The 17,749-nt window shown below is 50.2% G+C and carries 17 protein-coding genes; all 17 read left to right on the top strand.

Features of this window, described 5'->3' with window-relative positions; translation table 11 throughout:
- The 17 genes from VGK02_03650 to VGK02_03570 all read left to right on the top strand — a co-directional run bounded on the left by VGK02_03650 (nucleotide 1) and on the right by VGK02_03570 (nucleotide 17,747).
- Nucleotides 1–1,248 (top strand): competence/damage-inducible protein A, encoded by a 1,248-nt coding sequence (locus tag VGK02_03650; protein HEY3374142.1) that lies wholly within the window; start codon nucleotides 1–3, stop codon nucleotides 1,246–1,248.
- Complete coding sequence (thpR, locus tag VGK02_03645; GenBank protein HEY3374141.1) at nucleotides 1,163–1,828, top strand: RNA 2',3'-cyclic phosphodiesterase; 666 nt, start codon at nucleotides 1,163–1,165, stop codon at nucleotides 1,826–1,828. Before VGK02_03650 ends, thpR begins: the two co-directional genes overlap by 86 nt.
- Nucleotides 1,829–2,060: 232 nt before the next feature.
- Nucleotides 2,061–3,131 (top strand): recombinase RecA, encoded by a 1,071-nt coding sequence (gene recA, locus VGK02_03640; GenBank protein HEY3374140.1) that lies wholly within the window; start codon nucleotides 2,061–2,063, stop codon nucleotides 3,129–3,131.
- 3 nt (nucleotides 3,132–3,134) lie between these two features.
- Nucleotides 3,135–3,902, top strand: a complete 768-nt coding sequence (locus VGK02_03635) for a RecX family transcriptional regulator (GenBank protein ID HEY3374139.1) — start codon at nucleotides 3,135–3,137, stop codon at nucleotides 3,900–3,902.
- A gap of 525 nt (nucleotides 3,903–4,427) precedes the next feature.
- Nucleotides 4,428–5,969, top strand: coding sequence for a ribonuclease Y (gene rny, locus VGK02_03630; GenBank protein ID HEY3374138.1), 1,542 nt, complete (start codon nucleotides 4,428–4,430; stop codon nucleotides 5,967–5,969).
- A gap of 322 nt (nucleotides 5,970–6,291) precedes the next feature.
- Entirely contained in the window at nucleotides 6,292–7,374 is a 1,083-nt protein-coding gene (locus VGK02_03625) for an ATP-binding protein (protein HEY3374137.1), read from the top strand.
- A gap of 100 nt (nucleotides 7,375–7,474) precedes the next feature.
- Nucleotides 7,475–7,735 (top strand): stage V sporulation protein S, encoded by a 261-nt coding sequence (locus VGK02_03620; protein HEY3374136.1) that lies wholly within the window; start codon nucleotides 7,475–7,477, stop codon nucleotides 7,733–7,735.
- A gap of 16 nt (nucleotides 7,736–7,751) precedes the next feature.
- Nucleotides 7,752–8,585 carry a PHP domain-containing protein gene (locus tag VGK02_03615; GenBank protein ID HEY3374135.1) on the top strand — a complete coding sequence of 278 codons (834 nt, stop codon included), beginning with the start codon at nucleotides 7,752–7,754 and terminating at the stop codon, nucleotides 8,583–8,585.
- Between the two features lie 58 nt (nucleotides 8,586–8,643).
- Nucleotides 8,644–9,981 carry a tRNA (N6-isopentenyl adenosine(37)-C2)-methylthiotransferase MiaB gene (gene miaB / locus VGK02_03610; GenBank protein HEY3374134.1) on the top strand — a complete coding sequence of 446 codons (1,338 nt, stop codon included), beginning with the start codon at nucleotides 8,644–8,646 and terminating at the stop codon, nucleotides 9,979–9,981.
- 27 nt (nucleotides 9,982–10,008) lie between these two features.
- Nucleotides 10,009–11,412: an AmmeMemoRadiSam system protein A gene (amrA, locus tag VGK02_03605; GenBank protein HEY3374133.1), complete on the top strand. Its 1,404-nt coding sequence runs from the start codon at nucleotides 10,009–10,011 to the stop codon at nucleotides 11,410–11,412.
- A 62-nt stretch (nucleotides 11,413–11,474) separates the two neighbouring features.
- Nucleotides 11,475–12,461, top strand: coding sequence for a tRNA (adenosine(37)-N6)-dimethylallyltransferase MiaA (gene miaA, locus VGK02_03600; protein ID HEY3374132.1), 987 nt, complete (start codon nucleotides 11,475–11,477; stop codon nucleotides 12,459–12,461).
- 38 nt (nucleotides 12,462–12,499) lie between these two features.
- Nucleotides 12,500–13,345, top strand: coding sequence for a diaminopimelate epimerase (gene dapF / locus VGK02_03595; GenBank protein ID HEY3374131.1), 846 nt, complete (start codon nucleotides 12,500–12,502; stop codon nucleotides 13,343–13,345).
- 75 nt (nucleotides 13,346–13,420) lie between these two features.
- Entirely contained in the window at nucleotides 13,421–13,726 is a 306-nt protein-coding gene (locus VGK02_03590) for a Rieske (2Fe-2S) protein (protein ID HEY3374130.1), read from the top strand.
- Nucleotides 13,727–14,051: 325 nt separating this feature from the next.
- Nucleotides 14,052–14,837: a cytochrome b/b6 domain-containing protein gene (locus VGK02_03585; GenBank protein ID HEY3374129.1), complete on the top strand. Its 786-nt coding sequence runs from the start codon at nucleotides 14,052–14,054 to the stop codon at nucleotides 14,835–14,837.
- Nucleotides 14,838–14,840: 3 nt separating this feature from the next.
- Nucleotides 14,841–15,740 (top strand): hypothetical protein, encoded by a 900-nt coding sequence (locus VGK02_03580; protein ID HEY3374128.1) that lies wholly within the window; start codon nucleotides 14,841–14,843, stop codon nucleotides 15,738–15,740.
- A gap of 13 nt (nucleotides 15,741–15,753) precedes the next feature.
- On the top strand, nucleotides 15,754–16,968 hold the full coding sequence (locus VGK02_03575) for a cytochrome c3 family protein (GenBank protein ID HEY3374127.1): 1,215 nt from the start codon (nucleotides 15,754–15,756) through the stop codon (nucleotides 16,966–16,968).
- Nucleotides 16,950–17,747, top strand: coding sequence for a tetratricopeptide repeat protein (locus VGK02_03570; GenBank protein HEY3374126.1), 798 nt, complete (start codon nucleotides 16,950–16,952; stop codon nucleotides 17,745–17,747). Before VGK02_03575 ends, VGK02_03570 begins: the two co-directional genes overlap by 19 nt.
- The last annotated feature ends 2 nt before the right edge of the window (nucleotides 17,748–17,749 follow it).

The following is a 17,749-nucleotide window of genomic DNA, read 5'->3' as shown; positions in this document are numbered from 1 at the left end:
ATGCAATACCACATTATCACGGTAGGCTCGGAACTAACGCTTGGCCTATCGATAAATACTAATGCGCCGTTTATAGCACGACGGCTCGGCGAGGAAGGCTTCTCATGCGCGCAGCAGAAAAGCGTTCCGGATGACCGCACCCTTATCGCCGATGCGATTAATGATTCGCTAGCCGACGTCGATGCGGTTATTTTAACCGGCGGCCTCGGCCCAACCTCGGATGATATAACACGCGAAGCGATTTGTGATGCAATAGGGTGCGAGCTAGAATTTAAACTCGAGCTTGAAACGCTGATAAAAGATCGCTTTGGAGAGCGCTCTGCCGGTCTGCCGGAGGTCACGTTTCGACAGGCCTACCTACCGGCCGGCGCCGAGCCGATCATACCGACCATCGGAAGCGCCCCCGGCATCATCTTTGAACATAATTCAAAGCTCATCATGGCGCTGCCGGGTGTTCCCAGAGAAATGGAAGATATGATCGAGCGGGCGGTAATCCCCACACTAAGCCGGCATTTTAGAGGGCAAGCGTATTATAAGGTCTTGATTCTTAAGACCTCGGCAACCAGCGAAGGCACACTTCAAGAAACGATCAATGATATCATCAACGCTCTACCTAACGTGACGGTCGGCATAATAGCTTCACCGGGAGAAATCCAATTGCAGCTGGTCGCACATGCGAATGATAAGCAAACCGCCGAAGCAAACGCGCACGCGGCCGAACGGCGATTCCGTGAGCGGCTTGGTGAACAGGTTTTCGCGGTAGACGGCGAAACACTTGAGAGTATAGTTGGCGACCTGTTACAGCGAAACAACCTGACCATTGCGGTCGCGGAATCCTGTACCGGAGGTTTAATTTCAAAGAGAATAACCGATATACCTGGAAGTTCCAATTATTTCCTAGGGGGCATCGTATCCTATAGTAACGAAGCAAAGGAAGCGCTCGTTGGCGTATCCGATGACACGCTGTGCGAGTATGGCGCCGTCAGCGAAGAAACAGCGCTTGCCATGGCACAAGGAGCCCGCAAGCGTTTCGGCGCCGACATTGGGGTCTCCGTCACCGGTATCGCGGGCCCCGGCGGCGAGGCACCTGGTAAACCTGTGGGCTTGGTGTATATCGGTCTCTCGGATATGGGTATAAACTACAGTAGTAGGTTCGTATTTTATGGGTCGAGGGATATTGTCAGGCAAAAGAGTGCGAGTATGGCGCTCGACATGGTACGCAGGCATATCCTTAAGGCCATTATATAAACGGAGGAGATATATCCTGACAGCACGTCTTTTTATTGGCATAGAGCTCCCGGTTCAGATCAAACGTTTGCTTAATGATGTATCGGAATCACTAAACAGCCGCGTTGAAAGTGCAAAATGGGTGCCGTACGAAAACCTGCATCTGACCCTAAAATTCTTAGGTGAAACCCCTGATGCAAAAATCGATGATGTGGCGCTGTCGCTTAGGCGAGCCGTCGCTGAATACCGGAAGTTCTATTTCTCGCTCGGTCAACTTGGAGCATTCCCCAATCAGAGGAAAGCGCGCGTACTTTGGCTTGGCGTGACACACGGAACGCCTGAGCTTGTCGCGATAAGTAAATCCATAGATAACGAGTTGATTAATTTGGGCTATGAGAAAGAGAAGAGGGGGTTCTCGCCTCATATAACGCTCGCCCGCATCAAAATACCGTCATCCGTTGAAAATGCGATTTCTGCGGTTGACCCTAATGTTTGCCAGGGTCGTATCGTTAACGTTAACAGCATCACGCTCTTTGAAAGCCGGCTTATGCCGTCCGGGGCCGAGTACGCGCCGCTTGAACATTTTAACCTTAACCCGTAGAAGCCAAGAACCGCCGCGATACCACAGGTTTACGCCAATGTGTTGCGTGCCGTTTCATGTGCCCTCTAATAACGCTCTTGTGCTTCTATACACATACTTGTATGATCGATATGCGAGCCCATAAAAAATAAGCTTTAAAAACGCGATGTAACTTGACAGCAAACGTATGTTCGTATATTCTATTATATAAGCCTTCTGCTATATTTACGCTGGTAGGCACCTAGGAGGGAACATGGATCGAGATAAAGTACTTGAATTAACAAAAGAACAAATAGACAGGAAGTACGGCAAGGGATCGTTAATGAGGCTTGGCGAGCACCCGGCACGGATGGATGTTTCAATCATCCCAACCGGCGCACTGGCGCTCGATATTGCGCTTGGGCTTGGCGGTGTACCGCGGGGTAGGGTCGTTGAGATCTACGGCCCCGAGTCATCGGGTAAAACCACCCTGGCGCTCCATATTATCGCCGAGGTTCAGAAAACCGGGGGTGTGGCGGCGTTTATTGATGCCGAGCATGCGCTCGATCCGGTATACGCCAAAAGGCTTGGCGTAGATACCGAAGAACTGCTCATATCCCAGCCGGATTTCGGTGAGCAGGCGTTAGAGATAGCCGATATGCTGATCCACTCCGGGGCAATCGACGTTATCGTCGTCGACTCCGTCGCAGCACTGGTGCCACGGGCGGAAATCGAAGGTGAAATGGGCGACTCACATATGGGCCTGCAAGCACGCTTGATGAGCCAAGCTCTCAGAAAGCTCTCCGGGACAATAAGTAAATCACAAACGACAGCGATCTTTATCAATCAGCTGCGCGAGAAAATCGGCGTTATGTTTGGTAGCCCTGAAACAACACCGGGTGGTAGAGCGCTTAAATTCTATTCATCGGTTCGTATCGACGTGCGCAGGATCGACTCGATCAAGCAGGGTACAGATGTGGTCGGTAACAGGGTTCGCGCAAAAGTCGTTAAGAATAAAATAGCTCCTCCGTTCAAGCAAGCCGAATTTGATATCATGTTTGGCTATGGTATCTCAAAAGAGGGGAGCATCCTCGATTTGGCGGCGGAGAACGGCATCGTGCAAAAGAGCGGTTCCTGGTACACCTACAACGAAGAACGTCTCGGGCAAGGGCGTGAGGCGGCAAAGCAAACACTCGCCAACAACAGCGAGCTGGCAACAGTGATCGAGACCAAGGTAAAAGAGAAGCTTGGGATTATTAACCCCGTGGAGGTAGCGAAGGAAGAGGCAACGGAAAAGGCTTCGGAGAAGAAATCGGGGGCGAAGGCCGAGCTCGTCGAGTCGTAAACAATGCATGATGATATAAACGGTGATGGTAACATAAAATACGATAGCGTTTTTGGCGCTTGCGATGACCAAACGCATGACGAGAACGCCTGCAATAATAGCTATACTAACGGTCGAATTTATACTATTACCGCGCTTGAACCACAAGAAAAACGTGCCTGGCGAACATCTATCTTTATCGATGGAAAGTTCTGGCGAGGCTATGATACGGAGATTATCGCTGAGCTCGGGCTCTATGTTGGTCAAAAGCTAGCAAGAGCCGAGCTTGATGCGATAAATCATTCGCTAGAGAAACGGCGTGCGATAAATCGCGCCGTTCTTCTTTTATCCTACCGCGGGCGAAGCATCCATGAGGTTATTAGCCGCCTTGTAAAGGCGGGTTTCTCGCCTGAATTAGCTGATGAAGCCGTCAATGAGCTAAAACGCCTTGGATACCTCGACGATGACGATTTTGCGCAAAACTGGATGAAAAGCCGCCTGGGCGCCAAATTATACGGGCCGCGCCGCATCAAGCAAGAACTGCGGCAAAAAGGCGTTGCCGATGAGCTCATTACGGAAAAGCTCGAAGAACTCTCCACGCCCGAGGACGAATACGACCGGGCGCTTAAGCTTGCACAATCGAAGCTTACCTCATACCGCAACCTGCCGGCCGATGTAGTGTTTCGCCGTCTCAGCCAGTTTCTTCTCAGGCGCGGTTACAGCTCCTCCGTCGCGTATGACGTATCCAAAACTGTTCTGCGTGAGCAGCAAGACGATAATAACGATGAATAAAACCCGCGTTAGATGCTTTAAACCACTTTCCGGCATCGCTGTACGGTAACCCTAGAGAATTATTAGTAATTCGACAGCCTCCAAAGTAAGCATGTAGTACCATTATAGATGTTCTGAGCTGCAGTTATACTTGAGCAACGTAAATGGTTCGTCCTGCTCATGGCCTTGATATTTCTTGACACAAAAATTGCATACCTTTAGTATAGAAGCTGAACATAAACGTGATTAGGCAGAAATGCTTTGCTGAGACTTGACTAGTTTTGCAACTAATATTGATTAGATAGATTGTAAAACAACTGAAGATAGATACTATGGTTGAACTGGCTATATGCGATATTTGCATATTGAAGGCGATAGTCAGCCATGACGCTTGGTTGCAACCAATATGGGTTTAGCCTATTGGTTCAGCTGGTCTAGCAGGTTTAACTATACCTTAGGTATCTAAGCAAAGGGTTTTTGCCGGGCGTAATGCTCGGTTTTTTTATTTCACGAGAAGTGATTTTGTAAGAAGGGGGCAAAGAAAAAATGTCATCGATTATATACGTCATCGTAGCCATCGTAGCGGCAGGTATAGGTTACGCCGCAGGCTACATTATTCGCAGGATGTCCGCAGAATCGAAAATTGCCTCCGCCGAAGAAGCTGCAAAAAGCATCATATCTGAAGCAAAAAAAGAAGCGGAAACCAGAAAAAAAGAAGCTCTACTTAATGCTAAGGATGAAATTCACTCACTGCGCTCAGAAGCTGAGCGTGAGATGCGTGAACGGCGGAATGAAGCTCAACGCATGGAACGGCGCTTAGGCCAAAAAGAGGAATCGCTCGATAATAGAGGGAACAACCTCGACAAAAGGGAGCGCGGTATAGCCGACCGTGAGAAGGAAGTCTCACGCGTCGAGAACGAGCTCTCAGAGATCTATGACCGCGAGTTAAAGCTCCTCGAGCAAATCGCGGGGCTTACCGCAGAGGAGGCTCGCCAGCTGCTCTTGAAGAGGGTAGAGGATGAGACCCGTCATGAGGTCGCGATGATGATTCGCGACATCGAGCTTAAAGCAAAAGACGAAGCAGACAAGAAAGCCCGCAACGTTATCTCGCTGGCAATCCAGCGCTGTGCGGCCGACCACGTCGCCGAAACCACGGTTTCGGTTGTGCCGCTTCCATCTGATGAGATGAAGGGCAGAATTATCGGTAGGGAAGGCCGCAACATCAGGGCTTTTGAGAATCTCACCGGTATCAATTTGATTATCGACGATACACCGGAGGCCGTTATTCTTTCGAGTTTCGATCCGGTACGGCGAGAAATCGCACGGCTTACACTCGAGCGCCTGATCGTCGACGGCCGTATCCACCCGGCGCGCATCGAGCAGATGTACGAGAAAGCAAAGGAAGAAGTGGAGGCTCACATCCGCGAGGTTGGCGAGCAGGCCACGTTCGATACCGACATCCACGGGCTCCATCCGGAGCTAGTCAGAGTGCTCGGCCGCCTCAAGTATCGCACCAGTTACGGCCAGAACGTGCTCCAGCACTCCGTTGAGGTCGCACACCTCGCCGGCATGATGGCCGCGGAACTTGGCGCAGATATTAAGCTGGCGCGCAGGGCAGGTCTCTTGCACGACATCGGCAAGGCAATCGACCATGAGGTTGAAGGCCCGCACGCCGTAATCGGCGCAGAGCTGGCAAAGCGGCTCCACGAGCACGCGAAGGTCGTTCACGCGGTCGAAGCACACCACGGCGATGCCGAACCAAACACGGTTGAGGCGGTACTCGTTCAGGCTGCCGACGCGATATCCGGCGCACGACCGGGTGCACGTCGTGAAACGCTTGAGAGCTATGTTAAACGCCTTGAAAACCTCGAGCGCATAGCCGAATCGTATCAAGGCGTTGAAAAGTGCTATGCAATGCAGGCAGGTCGCGAGCTGCGCATCATGGTCAAGCCGGAGGATATCGACGATCCGGCAGCGGCAATGCTTGCGCGTAACATAGCAAAGCAGATCGAAGCCGAACTCGAGTATCCGGGCCAGATTAAGGTAATTGTGATTCGCGAGCACAGAGCGGTCGAGTACGCAAAATAAGTGAACGCGCAACTATAACTAAGACAAAGAGGGCTCTAAAGAGCCCTCTTTTTATATCCTACTTGCCGCGTCCGCATCAATTCCTATACTATTTACCACGAGCTTTCAACCCTACCGCAGGATTCAACGAAATTCTTAAAGCAAATATCCTCTTTATCGCACCCCAATTTGGGCCGCTAGCTGGTCGTACGCTTGTGCCGCTGCCAGCGTATCTAACATCTTTTTTGCGATAACTAACGCATTATAAATACTAATATTTGACAAATTGCCGTTTACCCAGCACAATATGGGTAGAAATGCACTACTAACGCTAGGTTGTGATATGGCAAACATCGAAAACAGCTCTCTACTAAGTTTTGTAGCTAACCTAACAGGCGATCAGTATTTGAAAATTGAAGAAGATTTCGGCCAAGGCTTCGTCCGCCTTAACATAAGCGAAGCAGAGCGCCGGCAAGCCAAGCACGATATTCAGTCTATGGAAGATATTGTGCTGGAGATGTTGAGGAACTCGCGCGACGCGGGTGCAAAGACCATTTTTGTCGCATCTACGAAAGAAGATAACCTCATTCGTAAGGTCACCATCATCGACGACGGTGACGGCGTCCCGGTTGAACTGCATGAGAGAATTTTCGAACCGCGGGTTACCTCAAAACTTGAAAACGTCATTACCGACCGGTATGGGATTCACGGACGCGGTATGGCGCTGTTTTCAATCAAGCAAGTTGCCGACGAGGTTGAGCTGGTATTCGCAGCTCCAGGGCGGGGAAGCGTGTTCAAAGTTGAGACCAGCACGGGCTTACTGAACGAGAAAAAGGACCAATCCACATATCCGACTATAAAGTATCGTAAAGGCGAGCCGATAATTATACGAGGACCACATAATATTATTCGGACCGTGCTCGAGTTCAACCTCGACAATCAGGACCTAGTAATTTATCTGGGGTCACCGACCGAGATTTTAACAACGATGTGCTACCTGTGCGCACAAGACCAGGTAAGCCTCGGAGAGAAATCTCAAGACTTTAAGATTTGGCGATGCGTAAACTCTGCAAAATCGGCTGCAATGCTAACGGATATCGCGGAGCGCAGGCTAGGCTTAAGGGTTTCTATCAGAAACGCGCAGCGAATTATGAGTGCGCGAGTCGAAGGCGTAAAGCCGATCCTTGAGACCTTAACCGGTCAACAGGAGAGTATTAAGCCGCAGAAGCAAGTTGATCTTTTAAAAGAAGAGCCTCTCACGAGGCGTATAGCGAGCGAAGACTTCGACAGTTTCGCCAGAGACATTGGCGACAGTTTTAGGGCACTTGGTGAGAAATATTTTATAGAGCTATCCGAAGCTCCTGATATCCAAGCCGAAAGGGATTCTGTAAGAATCACGTTGAGGTTGAAGAAAAAAGGTAATTAATACCAAAATATGCTAAATATTAGCAGGTACTATACATGTAGCGTCGAATTAGGTTTGTACGAGCGTATAAGTTTACTCGTACGCCGCCAAGGAGGATAAAATGGAAGTACTAAAGGTTTCAACAAAATCTAGCCCCAACGCAGTCGCGGGAGCTCTTGCAGGTGTAATCAGGGAGCGCGGCGGATGCGAGATCCAGGTTATTGGTGCTGGAGCCCTAAATCAAGCAGTGAAAGCGATAGCTATTGCACGAGGGTTTGTCGCACCGAGCGGTTTGGACCTAGTTGTCGTCCCCGCATTCACCGACATCCAGATCAATGGTGAAGAGCGTACTGCGATTAAGCTGATCATAGAGCCTCGGTAAAGGGTATATACCGATCATGTCGGTAGACCTTCACCTGCACACGACGAAATCCGATGGAAGCTTAACTCCGGAACAAGTCGTCGAGGCGGCTGCAAAACGGCGAATTAATATAATCGCGATAGCGGATCATGATACAACCGCGGGCATTGCGGTGGCGCAAGCCGTTGCCAGTACGCATGGGATAGAAGTAATACCAGCTGTAGAGTTCAGCTCAAAGTTTAATAGCCGAGATATCCATATTCTCGGCTATTTCATTTTTCATGAAGACCCCGAATTGCTAACCTACCTTAAAACTCTAAAAGAAGCGCGTGCCGAGCGTGCTCAAGAAATGGTGCAGTGTTTACGGAATATTGGTTTCAATCTTACATTTGAAGAAGTTGAAAAGGCAGCAAAAGGTGCCTCGATCGGCCGGCCGCATATCGCTCGTGTACTGCTTCGAAAAGGATACATTGAGACATTCTCCGACGCCTTCAATAAATACCTTCGCCGCGGTGGGCCGTGTTTTATTGAAAAATTCACCTACTCTCCGAAAAAGATCATCCGGCTTATTCATAACGTAGGCGGGGCTGCTGTTTTCGCTCATCCTGGGCTTTCAGGTCTCGATACGTATATTCCCAAACTTGTCGACATGGGCCTTGACGGGTTCGAAGCGTACCACGTCGACCACACCCAAGAAATGACCAAGCGCTACATCGAATATGCAAAGCAATACGGTCTAATCGTTACCGGCGGCTCCGATGACCATGGACCGGTATCGAAACACGGCGTGCGGATGGGCACCGTGTTTGTACCGAATGAGGTCGTGGGGAGCCTCAGGCGTCGCGTCCAAGAGATACGGCGTTCATTTTAGCGCTTAAGACGCAATCTGCCTTTACCCGATCCATTTCTTTCCACTGGCTTTTTCCTGCATGTTTGTTACAATATCTTCCATGAGGATGTTCCATATCACCACTTTTGGCTGCCAAATGAATAAGCATGATTCCGAGCGCATGGCGGGAATCTTAAGCGCGCACGGTTACGTGCAAACCGACATGATGGATGAGGCAAGTATCCTCATCTTTAACACGTGCGCGGTTCGCGGTCACGCTGAGGACCGCTTTTTCGGTAACCTCAATAACCTGCGGGCGCGCAAGAAAAGCGACCCCAACCTAATTATCGCAGTCGGCGGCTGCATCGCCCAAAAAGAGCGCGAGCTTATTTTCGAGCACGCACCGCACGTTGATCTTGTTTTCGGCACATTGAACATGCCGAACCTGGCGCAGATGGTCGAAGCGGTTCAACAGGGAAGACGCGCTATCTGCGATATCGCCGATGAAATCGAGATCATGCCGACATCTATGCCGAACATCCGTGAAGAAGCACACCATGCCTGGGTTCCCATAATCATCGGGTGTAATAATTTCTGCAGTTACTGCGTCGTGCCGTATACCCGCGGGCGGGAAAAAAGCCGCACTATGGACGATATTATGAGTGAAGTAACTACACTGGTCAATGGCGGCGTCATCGAGATTACGCTGCTCGGGCAAAACGTTAATTCATACGGCAGAGATATCTACGGCAAAAGCGAATTTGCGCACCTGCTGCGTGAGCTCGACCAGGTTGAGGGTTTGCGGCGCATCCGGTTTATGACATCGCACCCAAAGGACTTAACCGATGACACCATCGAGACGATCGCTAACGGGAAACGGATCTGCGAGTTCGTTCACCTGCCAGTACAAGCCGGCTCGAACAGGATACTCAAAGGGATGAACCGCAAATACACGAAAGAGAAATACCTGGAAACGGTGGAGAAGATTTATGCGAGTATTCCAGGGGTAAGTCTTAGTACCGACATTATGGTGGGTTTCCCTGGTGAGACCGAAGAGGATTTTGCGGATACACTGTACGTGGCCGAGCAGGCCCGGTACGATTTCGCGTTTACGTTTATCTTCTCGCCGAGAGAAGGAACGCCTGCCGCTAAGATGGAAAACCAGGTACCGGCGCACGTAAAGAGCGAGCGTTTCGACCGGTTGCTCGAAGTCGTTAACAGGACAGCCCTGGAGAAAAACGGGATGCTGCTCGGCACCGATGTAGACATATTCGTTGAGGGCGCGAGCAAGAAAGATAGCGACATACTTGCCGGGCGCACGCGCACCAATAAGATAGTAAATTTCGCCGGACCGCCCGAGTTAGTGCATTCGGAGGCACGGGTTCGCATTACCGGTGCACAGACATGGTCGCTAACCGGTGAGTTGATAAATCATTAATTTCGAATGAGCGAAAAGGAGGACGCGATGCCCGTTGCTTTTGGTTGTGCGGTGCCCCATCCGCCCATTATCATCCCGGAGGTAGGGAAGGATGAGCTTGAGAATGTAGCCGCAACGGTACAGGCAATGAAGGATGTCGCTGTTGAGGTCGGCAAAGCCGACCCCGACCTTCTTGTATTTATCTCGCCGCACAGTCCTGGGTTTGCCGATAGTATTGCCGTTCGTGCCAACCCGGTGCTCACCGGCTCGTTTGCGACGTTTGGCGCACCCAACGTCGAGCTTACCGCGCGTAACGACCTCGGTTTTATAGATGAGTTAATCCGCATCGCCGATGGTTTTGGGCTCTCCGTTACAAAAATCGGTCGCGGCCATGTTGATATCTTGGGTGCGGATGAGCTGGACCACGGTGTTCTCGTCCCGCTCTATTACCTGCGCCAGGCGATAGACATGCCAATCGTTTCGCTATCGATATCGCTTGGCGAATTTGACGAGCACTATACGCTGGGTATGGCCGTTCAACAGGCCACCGATGCTACCAAGCGGCGTATTGCATTTGTTGCGAGCGGTGATTTGTCCCACCGGCTACAACCGGGAGCGCCCGCCAGCTACAACCCGCGCGGTGTTGATTTTGACGCCAAAATCGAGGCGATCTTTGATACAGGCTACTTTGACGAGCTTAAAACGCTCGATCCGTCGCTTATCCGCGACGCCGGCGAGTGCGGGCTTCGCTCGATTTACGCGCTGGCAGGCGTCTGCAACGAACTGAACGTCCGAACCAAAGTGCTGTCATATGAGGGACCGTTCGGTGTCGGCTATTTAGTTGCTGAAGTTTATCCGGGGAACCCGTCCCCTGCGCGGGATCTCTACACGACCGAGGTTGAGCAGCTTCCGCCAACAGAGCCGGGGTTACTTGAACCCGGGGTAAGCGAACCGGTCCGCCTGGCACAATACAGTCTTACCCGGTATTTTGAGCTGGGGCACCCGGTAACACCGCCTGATGATACTTCTCACGAACTTATTAACCGCCGTGCCGGCGCGTTCGTGTGCCTGAAGGTTAACGGAAACCTGCGAGGTTGCATCGGCACCATCGAACCCACGCAAGCGAACCTGGCGGAAGAGATTATGTCAAACGCGCTTCAGGCGGCATTCGACGACCCCCGGTTTATACCGGTCTCGGCCGATGAGCTGACCAGCCTCGAGTTTACCGTCGATATTCTCGACGAGCCCGAGCCGATACGCTCCATACGCGAGCTCGATCCGAAAATCTACGGCGTCATCGTGCAGCAGGGATACAAAACAGGGCTGCTTTTGCCCGACATTGAAGGTGTGGGGAGCGCGGAGCAGCAGGTGGCCATTGCCAAGCAAAAAGCGGGAATCGACATCCATGAAAACACCGAGCTCTTTCGGTTTAGAGTTATCAGATACGAGTAACCGGCACACGTGCCCCTGCATTATGATTAAAAAGCACAAGCATTTCAGGTACAATTCTTACTATGCACATACACAGTTCAGAATCACATATCCATGAAAAAGAAAAACTGGTTACCGTAGTCGGCCCTACGGCGAGCGGCAAAACCGCTGTCGCTATTTCCCTGGCACAACGGATCGGGGGCGAAATTGTTTCAGCCGATTCCATGCAAGTCTATCGGGGTATGGATATCGGCACCGCTAAAGCAACACCAGCCGAGATGGACGCCGTTCCGCATCACCTTATCGATATCCTCAACCCGTCCGAGCCCTTTAGCGTTGCGGAATACCAGCGTATCGCACGCAAAACGATCACCGCAATTACCCGGCGCGGCAACGTACCGATCCTCGTCGGAGGCACCGGTCTTTACGTGCGTGCGGTAATCGACAATCTCAAGTTCCCCTCGGGCGAAACAACATCCGAAGTGCGAAAGCAACTTGAAGAACGGGCAGGCAAGGAGGGCGGCGATGCGCTCTACCAGGAACTTATAGCAAAAGACCCGGCATCGATCGATATCGTGCACCCGCACAACATACGAAGAGTCATCCGGGCGCTCGAAGTCATCGAACTTACCGGACAGCCGTTCTCGGAGTACCAGCGGGAGTGGGGCAACCGCGAGTCGATCTATAATGTTGCGATGTATGGCTTCACACTTGACCGCTCGTTACTGCGTCAACGTATTAACGAGCGTGTCGATATGATGATCGCTCGTGGGCTAATCGACGAGGTGGCAGGATTGGTTGCCGAGGGATATGAGAATTTTTTGACATCACAACAAGCCATAGGTTATAAAGAACTTATCGGCTATTTGCAAGGCGGTATCTCGCTTGAAGATGCGATTGAGACAATTAAGGCCAAGACCAGGCAATATGCAAAACGCCAACTCACTTGGTTTAATGCAGACCCTCGAGTACAATGGATCGATACGGCCGGCCGCAGTGCAAATGACGTCGTTAGCAATATTTTAAGCGATCTTAAAGCCAATGGTTTTATCCGGCAACGTCATACGTAGCGCATGCTGCGACCAATATTAACGCGGAGGGGGTAAATATGCGCGTACGATTTATCAAGTACGAGGGTTTAGGCAACGATTTCATTATTGTCAACAATATGGATGGTATGGCAGCGCTTGAACCACCACAGATCGCATTTCTTTGTAACCGGCATTTCGGAGTCGGTGCCGATGGCCTCATCTTTATCAGGCCACCCCAGGAAAAAGACGCCGATTTCTTCATGGAATACTACAACTCTGACGGCACGGCGGCGGAAATGTGCGGCAACGGGATTCGCTGCTTCTCTAGATTCCTCTGGGATGAAAAACTCTCCGATAAATCACGTCTTAAGATTGAAACCAGAGCAGGGTTAAAGGTTGTCGATATGCTCGTCGACGGTGAAAAGGTTACCGGTGCGAGCGTCGATATGGGGGAGCCGGTACTCGTACCGTCAGTAATCCCTGCTAACTACGAAGGCGAAAACGTTATCAATAAGCCTATAGTTATCGACGGTGCACAAATCAACGCAACTTTTGTGTCGATGGGCAACCCTCACTGTGTCATATTTGTGGACGATTTGAAGACGGCACCGGTGCAAACACTCGGGCCAAAAATCGAAACAAGCCAGTATTTTCCTCAGAAAACCAATGTTGAATTCGTGGAAGTTTTAGGACGCAACCAGATATCGATTCGCGTATGGGAACGCGGTTGTGGTGAAACGCTTGCATGCGGTACCGGTGCATGCGCGGCTTTGGTAGCAAGCTCTCTCAACAATAAGACCGACCGCTCGGCCGTCGTGAACTTGCTTGGTGGTCGTCTGGTTATCCGCTGGGAAGATGATAACCACGTCACGATGGCGGGAGCGGCGAACCGGGTGTTTACCGGCTCAATTGAGCTGCAGTAACCGCTTCTCTATGTTTAGCAACCTATTTCCGCCGGGTATAGGTGCTTAATGTTCTAGTCAAAGGGAAGGATTCTTGTGGGACCGAAAGTGGTTGCGCATACAGGCGACATCGCTCCCAAGACGATGATAGGTGCTAAGGTAGATGGAACCGGCGTATTAATTGCCAACATAGAAAGTACGTTCTATGCGATTACGAGTAAGTGCACGCATATGGGATGTAATCTCTCGGAGGGATTCTTGCACGGCAATACTGTTACCTGTCCGTGTCACGGAAGCCAGTTCAATGTTACTAATGGCCAGGTAGTTCATGGTCCCGCTAAAAATCCTGAGAGATCGTTAAGCATCCGGGTAGAAGACGGAAAGATTGCTATCGATCTCTAAACTATAACTGTTACCTACTCTTAGTTCGTAACAGCGCTTTGTAGAAACTTTAGAAAGCGGATGCTTTCTTGCTGTGTTACCGGCCGGTTTGATTTTTCTAGAAATCGTTGCGCTTATACGTCGTCATACTACTCATTCACATAGTGCCAATAACCCATTTTGCCATAATATTCCGGTCTTAACGCTTTTACTATTGTCTAAATTTATGCTTGCATGTTACACTAAGCGAATAAGGACATTGTAACAATTAACACATGTAACGCAGCAGGCATTAAAACAGCCTTATAGACGTATATGCAACCAACAAGAGACGCAAGGGGATAGCATGCTGGCAGTTGTGAATGTTTGGGTTGACATCATCGCGATTGTGATGGTGGTCGTTGGGATTGGCTTTTGGTCATTTCAGATTATCGGCAACTTTGTGACGGGAAGATTCAGAAGGAAGTTTATCGGGAAAGAGTGGCCGCACCACGATCACATTATCCCGAAATCGCCTAAGCTCCTTCATGTAACGCACGTTATCAGCATGATCGCCCTCGGTATTTCCGGCGTCTACACGCGTTTCCCGTTCTTCGACGGCGGGCGCGACACGATGAAAATCATCCATTTCGTCTTTATGTATATCGTCGTTATCAATTTCGTACTCCGTATTTACTACGCTTACATTAAAGACTCGGTTGAGTTCAAAATCACCTTGAGAGACATAAAAAACGGGCTCAACGTCATGCTGTACTATATGTTTGTCAAGCGCAGCTATCCGCACCTCACCAAATACAATGTTCTGCAGAAAGGGACATATGGATATGCGTTCCCATCGCTAATGATCATCCAGGCGTTCACGGGTTTTTCGCTCATGTGGCCGTCAACCCTCTTAGGCTGGGCCGGCGGCTTTGTCGGAGGCGTCGCTGCGGCGGCGGCCTGGGCGCGGGTTATCCATTTCTTCTGCGCGATGGCGTTTCTTATGTTCACAATGATCCATGTCTGTCTCTCATTCGTCGAAGATTATCCCGCACTCCTCATCTTTTTCGGGCTTGCTAAACAAGAAGTCGCTGCCGGGCATGGGCACGAGCATGAACCGCAACCCTTACAACCCGACCCTTCGGAGGCCTAAACCATGAGAACCCTAACGAAATTCAGTGTAGCTCTGCTTGTAACAATTACAGCAAGCTTTTTGTTTTGGACCGGGGGCGCATATGCCGCTAATCTGTCAACGCCTTTGACGTTCGCTATCGGAACACCGGGGAAGACAGGCTGCCTGGTATGCCACGGAGACCCACAGATTATAGCGGTCAAAAAAATGAAGCAGTCGCTCTACGTAAGCCCCGATACGGTAGCAAAATCGGTGCACAAGGATGTTGCATGCATATCATGCCACACCGATTTTAAACTTCTCTCAGCTTCACAAGATCATGCTAAGATCGTCGATTTCAACAAAACCGCAGGTATTTCATGCAAGAATTGTCACCAGCATGTTAATCAGCTGCGCGAATACAGCCAGAGCACACACGGACGTCTCGCTCTTACCGGGAGCCCGAAACCGGCACCGACGTGCGCCGACTGCCACGGCTCACATGACATCAGAAGCCTCAAGAAAGATGAGGCATACAAAGACGCTTTTCATTTAGCCGGTATGGATGTTTGCGGCAAATGCCATAAGGCATACGCCGACGCTTATAACGATTACTACCACGGCAGGGCGTATAAGGCGAAGGCGACCGATGCGCCTGCCTGTTGGGACTGCCATGGGTCGCACCAGATAAAACCGGCGAAAGATCCAACATCACTTGTATCTACGCAACGTCTTGCTAAGACCTGCGGTAAGTGCCACATCGATTCGCAAGCTAACTTTTCAACACAATACGGACCGATGATTCACGGCAGCCAGAAAACGCTCAAGAGCACGATTGTGATGACCTACCTGGATAAGGCGCTATCATTCATTGATCCAATGCTCGACAGCGTCAACGGCTATTATAAATCAATTGTAGGGTCGCTTTTTTATAGGGAGCGATAGAGTAGTGCGCATTATGAACAGGACCCCTCTAAACAAGATTCAAATATCGGTATTGCTAATCGCACTGTTATCGATGATGCTGGTGTCAGCTGCATACAGTTTTGCCGGAGCGCCTGCGATTACGGGGCAGACAGAATCAAGCGGCACTGCAACAAGTACGGTTATACCCGGTACAACGCAATCAAATTTCTTAGCATTCAATACATTGCCGTACGTTACGGTCTCACAGTGTGCACCATGTCATGGTGCTAACTACGATAAATTTAACAACCCTGATTTAATCTTCAAACACGATGTGCATCTTTCACGCGGTATACGCTGTGCTGGATGCCATACGGAATTCCCGCACGCACCGGGACGCGCAAATGAAGCGGTAAAGCCGCCTATGGCCGTCTGCTATAACTGCCACGGGTTGTCTCACTCGAGCCAGGGCATAGTCGCATCGGGCGCATGCACGCTCTGTCACCCGGCAAACTTCAAAAGGCTACCGGCCGACCATTCACCATCATTCAGGGCTTCGCTGCATAAAATACCGGCGTCAAAAGACTCGTTCGCCTGCACTTCATGCCACGGAGTTGCTTTTTGCCAGAGCTGCCACATGACAAAAATGGTTGCACCGGCAAACCATGGGCCGAAACTGCCTGCTGGAGGGAAACCGACTCCTCAGTTCGTAGCGTTGAAGGTAAAAACCGAGACCGAATGGAAGAAAACCCACGGCATCGAGCGGGATAAAGGCAACTGCGAAGTTTGCCACGATAATAGGTCGTGTACGGCGTGTCACAAAACTCCCATGCCGCATCCGTCACTATGGCTTGGGACCCATAAAAACGATGCTAAATCAATCGCAACCAAGGCGGATTGTAAAGTCTGCCATGAAAGTAAAACCGAGTGCTCGAACTGCCACCACCAATTTGAGGGGAAAACGTTGCTGGCGCAATCCAACTGCAAATCCTGCCATGCTGAGTACAATAAGCCCTTATCGGAACTAATATGGAGTACACCGGTGGGCCAGCGCAGCAAAGGTATTATTATTCACAAAGCACACTTTGAGATGACTAAGACTGACCCGTTCGATTGCAATGAATGTCATGGTAGGGAATACGTGACGGCAAAGAACTGCTTCAGTTTTGAACTTTGCTACGAGTGCCACGGGCGTGAGCGCGGCGGCTCATTAATCGCTAAATGGGGAGGACAAGAACTGTGCTATCGATGTCACAAAATGAAATAAGTGCAGATAATTACCGTGACAGCATGCAATCGCTTCGCAAGTTCGATAAAACGCTCAAGTTGGTTGCTTCGCTCCTAATACTGATTCTACTGGCGTTCATAGCGTACTATGCGTACAGCCAATACCATTTATCAAAAAAATCCTTCGAGAGTCAGGCTTTGACCGCAGCAAAAGAAGCTGTTAGGAAGAATCCTCGCAACGCCGATATGCGCGTCGCCCTGGGAGTTGTCTATGCAAATGAAGCCCAATACAAAAATGCTATCGAACAGTACACGCTCGCGCTCAAGCTTGTAAAAGACCATCAGGAAGCACTGGTATATACCGGCCTGGCATACTTGAAACAAGCGCAGAGTGATGACGCATTGTATTACTTTGACAAAGAGGTCAAATATTATAAGGACACGCGCTATGCAAGAACCAATCCGCTCCTCGAGCAAGCTTACTACTATGGCGGCATTGTTCTCTGGGAGAAAAAGAAATATGACAAGGCACTTGATTACATAGATAAAGCTATCGAAATTAAAGCAACGAATTCGGACTCCTTCTTATTAAAGGGACGCGTGCTCCTCGACAAAAAAGATTACGATAAGGCGATAGAATCGTTTAATAAGGCCCTTGAATTTGATCCGAAGTACATTGATGCGCTCTATGGTCTAGCGCTCACCTACGACAAAAAGGGTGACAAGCAAGAAGCCATCAAGCGCTATGGGAACGTACTTAAAGTCGATCCGAATTATGGGCTGGCGCAAGAGGCCATAGCACGTTTAAAGGGTAAATAAGT

It is taken from the genome of Candidatus Aquicultor sp., from assembly GCA_036504445.1.
Classification (GTDB): domain Bacteria; phylum Actinomycetota; class Aquicultoria; order Aquicultorales; family Aquicultoraceae; genus DASXVE01.
Note: the sequence above shows the minus strand (reverse complement) of the source record. Positions and strands in the feature narration are given on the sequence as shown.

Bases quoted from the DNA above. Each gene is read 5' to 3' on its own strand.
- VGK02_03650 (HEY3374142.1), top strand. From the start codon at position 1: ATGCAATACCACATTATCACGGTAGGCTCGGAACTAACGCTTGGCCTA.
- thpR (HEY3374141.1), top strand. From the start codon at position 1,163: ATGGGTCGAGGGATATTGTCAGGCAAAAGAGTGCGAGTATGGCGCTCG.
- recA (HEY3374140.1), top strand. From the start codon at position 2,061: ATGGATCGAGATAAAGTACTTGAATTAACAAAAGAACAAATAGACAGG.
- VGK02_03635 (HEY3374139.1), top strand. From the start codon at position 3,135: ATGCATGATGATATAAACGGTGATGGTAACATAAAATACGATAGCGTT.
- rny (HEY3374138.1), top strand. From the start codon at position 4,428: ATGTCATCGATTATATACGTCATCGTAGCCATCGTAGCGGCAGGTATA.
- VGK02_03625 (HEY3374137.1), top strand. From the start codon at position 6,292: ATGGCAAACATCGAAAACAGCTCTCTACTAAGTTTTGTAGCTAACCTA.
- VGK02_03620 (HEY3374136.1), top strand. From the start codon at position 7,475: ATGGAAGTACTAAAGGTTTCAACAAAATCTAGCCCCAACGCAGTCGCG.
- VGK02_03615 (HEY3374135.1), top strand. From the start codon at position 7,752: ATGTCGGTAGACCTTCACCTGCACACGACGAAATCCGATGGAAGCTTA.
- miaB (HEY3374134.1), top strand. From the start codon at position 8,644: ATGTTTGTTACAATATCTTCCATGAGGATGTTCCATATCACCACTTTT.
- amrA (HEY3374133.1), top strand. From the start codon at position 10,009: ATGCCCGTTGCTTTTGGTTGTGCGGTGCCCCATCCGCCCATTATCATC.
- miaA (HEY3374132.1), top strand. From the start codon at position 11,475: ATGCACATACACAGTTCAGAATCACATATCCATGAAAAAGAAAAACTG.
- dapF (HEY3374131.1), top strand. From the start codon at position 12,500: ATGCGCGTACGATTTATCAAGTACGAGGGTTTAGGCAACGATTTCATT.
- VGK02_03585 (HEY3374129.1), top strand. From the start codon at position 14,052: ATGCTGGCAGTTGTGAATGTTTGGGTTGACATCATCGCGATTGTGATG.
- VGK02_03580 (HEY3374128.1), top strand. From the start codon at position 14,841: ATGAGAACCCTAACGAAATTCAGTGTAGCTCTGCTTGTAACAATTACA.
- VGK02_03575 (HEY3374127.1), top strand. From the start codon at position 15,754: ATGAACAGGACCCCTCTAAACAAGATTCAAATATCGGTATTGCTAATC.
- VGK02_03570 (HEY3374126.1), top strand. From the start codon at position 16,950: ATGTCACAAAATGAAATAAGTGCAGATAATTACCGTGACAGCATGCAA.